This is a genomic window from Mycobacterium sp. TH-M103, from assembly GCF_057473785.1.
In genome coordinates this window covers 1-1,683 of sequence record NZ_JBYCLG010000360.1, presented here as the reverse complement: position 1 = coordinate 1,683, position 1,683 = coordinate 1, and the positions used below count along the sequence as shown (strand labels likewise).

2 protein-coding genes and 1 pseudogene are annotated in these 1,683 nt (G+C 73.3%); all 3 read right to left on the bottom strand.

Annotated features, from left to right (window positions below; genetic code table 11):
• Positions 1-699, bottom strand: a pseudogene (locus AC2VOR_RS19950) (AAA family ATPase); the annotation flags it as partial.
• The gene (pssA, locus tag AC2VOR_RS19945) at positions 696-1,559 is read right to left on the bottom strand and encodes a CDP-diacylglycerol--serine O-phosphatidyltransferase (protein WP_369740873.1); all 864 of its coding nucleotides are present in this window, start codon (positions 1,557-1,559) and stop codon (positions 696-698) included. The pseudogene AC2VOR_RS19950 and the gene pssA, both read right to left, overlap by 4 nt.
• A partial coding sequence (locus tag AC2VOR_RS19940) for a phosphatidylserine decarboxylase (protein WP_486964376.1) occupies positions 1,556-1,683 on the bottom strand: 128 nt, incomplete at its 5' end. The genes pssA and AC2VOR_RS19940, both read right to left, overlap by 4 nt.

Here is a 1,683-nt window from a genome sequence, read left to right as displayed (position 1 = left end):
CGGTTCGTCGAGCGCGAGCTTGAGCCATTCGGCGAGCTTGGCGGCCTGCGGCTGCGAGCCCTTGAGCTCCTCGATGAGGATCGCCGGGGTTCCCGTGGCCATCGGCTCCCGGGTGACCGGCCCGGCGCCGGCCGGGACGCCGGCCCCCCAGGTGACCAGCGTGTTCGGCTGCACGCTGACCGGCCCCTGCGGGTCGGCGCCGGTGACGGTCAGCAGCTCCGAGGTCCAGCTGATCCCGACCGCGGCCGCCAGCGCGCGGGTGGCCCCCGAGGTGGACGTGCCGGGGCCGAGGTCGCGGGGCAGCAGCGACACGGCATCGCCGACGGTCAGCACCTTGCCGAGCAGGGCCTGGCGCAGGGTGACCGGCGACACCGACCGGGTCGTCAGGGACGAGCCCGACAGCGTCACCGACCGAGCGCCGTACACGGTGACCGCACCGACGAGCACCGCGGTGCCCTCGCGCAGCCCGGCGTTGGACAGCGTCACGTCGTCGAGCAGCGCCGCGCCGACCGCGGTGTCCGGCCCGGAAAGAGCCGCCACGGCCGCCGTGGTCCGCGACCCGGTCAGCGACACCGCGTCCCACTCCCGGATCCCGAGCGCGGCGACGGCACTGGGGTGCAGGCGGATGACGCCCCGGCGGGAGTCGAGGGCCGAGGTGTTCAGCCGGGCGGTGAGCGTGAGCCGACCGGAGCCCGTCACGTCAGACGCCCACCCGGTTTGCGTAGCCCCAGCCGCGCCACCGACCGGCGGTTGGGCCGGGCTTGGCGGATGGCGCGTCGCGCGGCCCGCCGCTGTTTGGGTTTGTCGGCCCACGCCTCGGGGTGGGCGGCCAGCCAGCGCTGGTTGCGCACCCCGAACGGGATGTGCACCAGGTAGGCGACGATGATCGCCCAGATCAGCAGGTAGGGGGCCAGCACCGCGGCGGCGGCGAAGATCGCCAGCACCGCCAGCAGCGGCGCGGCCCAGTTCGGCGGCACCGACACGGCGTGCATCTTCTTCATCGGGATCTTGCTGACCAGCAGCATCGAGGTCCCCACCACCCAGACGCACAAGAACACCGGCGAGGTCCACCAGCCCGCGCCGAACTGCAGCTTGAGCCCGATGAGGCCGATGATCGACACCGCGCCCGCCGGCGCGGGCATCCCGACGAAGAACTCCCGCGCGTAGGCGGGCTGGCTGCCGTCGTCGAGCAGCGCGTTGAACCTCGCGAGCCGCAGCACCACGCACACCGCGTACAGCAGAACCACCACCCAGCCGGCCGGCGACGTCGACAGCATCGTCACGTAGAGCACGATCGCGGGGGTGACCCCGAAGTTGACCGCGTCGGCCAGCGAGTCGATCTCCGCGCCCATCCGGGACTGGGCGTCCAGGATGCGCGCCACCCGCCCGTCCAGGCCGTCCAGGATGGCGGCCGCGGCGATCAGCGCCATCGCCGCCTTCGGCTGGTGCTCGAGGGCGAACTTGATCGCGGTCAGCCCCGCGCAGACCGACAGCACGGTCATCGAGCTGGGCAGAATCTGCAGGCTCACCCCCCGCCTGGCCCGCGGCCTGATCGTCATGGCAGTTCGGCCAGCACGGTTTCGCCTGCGACCGCCCGCTGGCCCACCTCGACGAGCGGCACCGCGCCCGGCGGCAGGTAGGTGTCCAACCGGGAGCCGAACCTGATCAGCCCGTAGGTGTCGC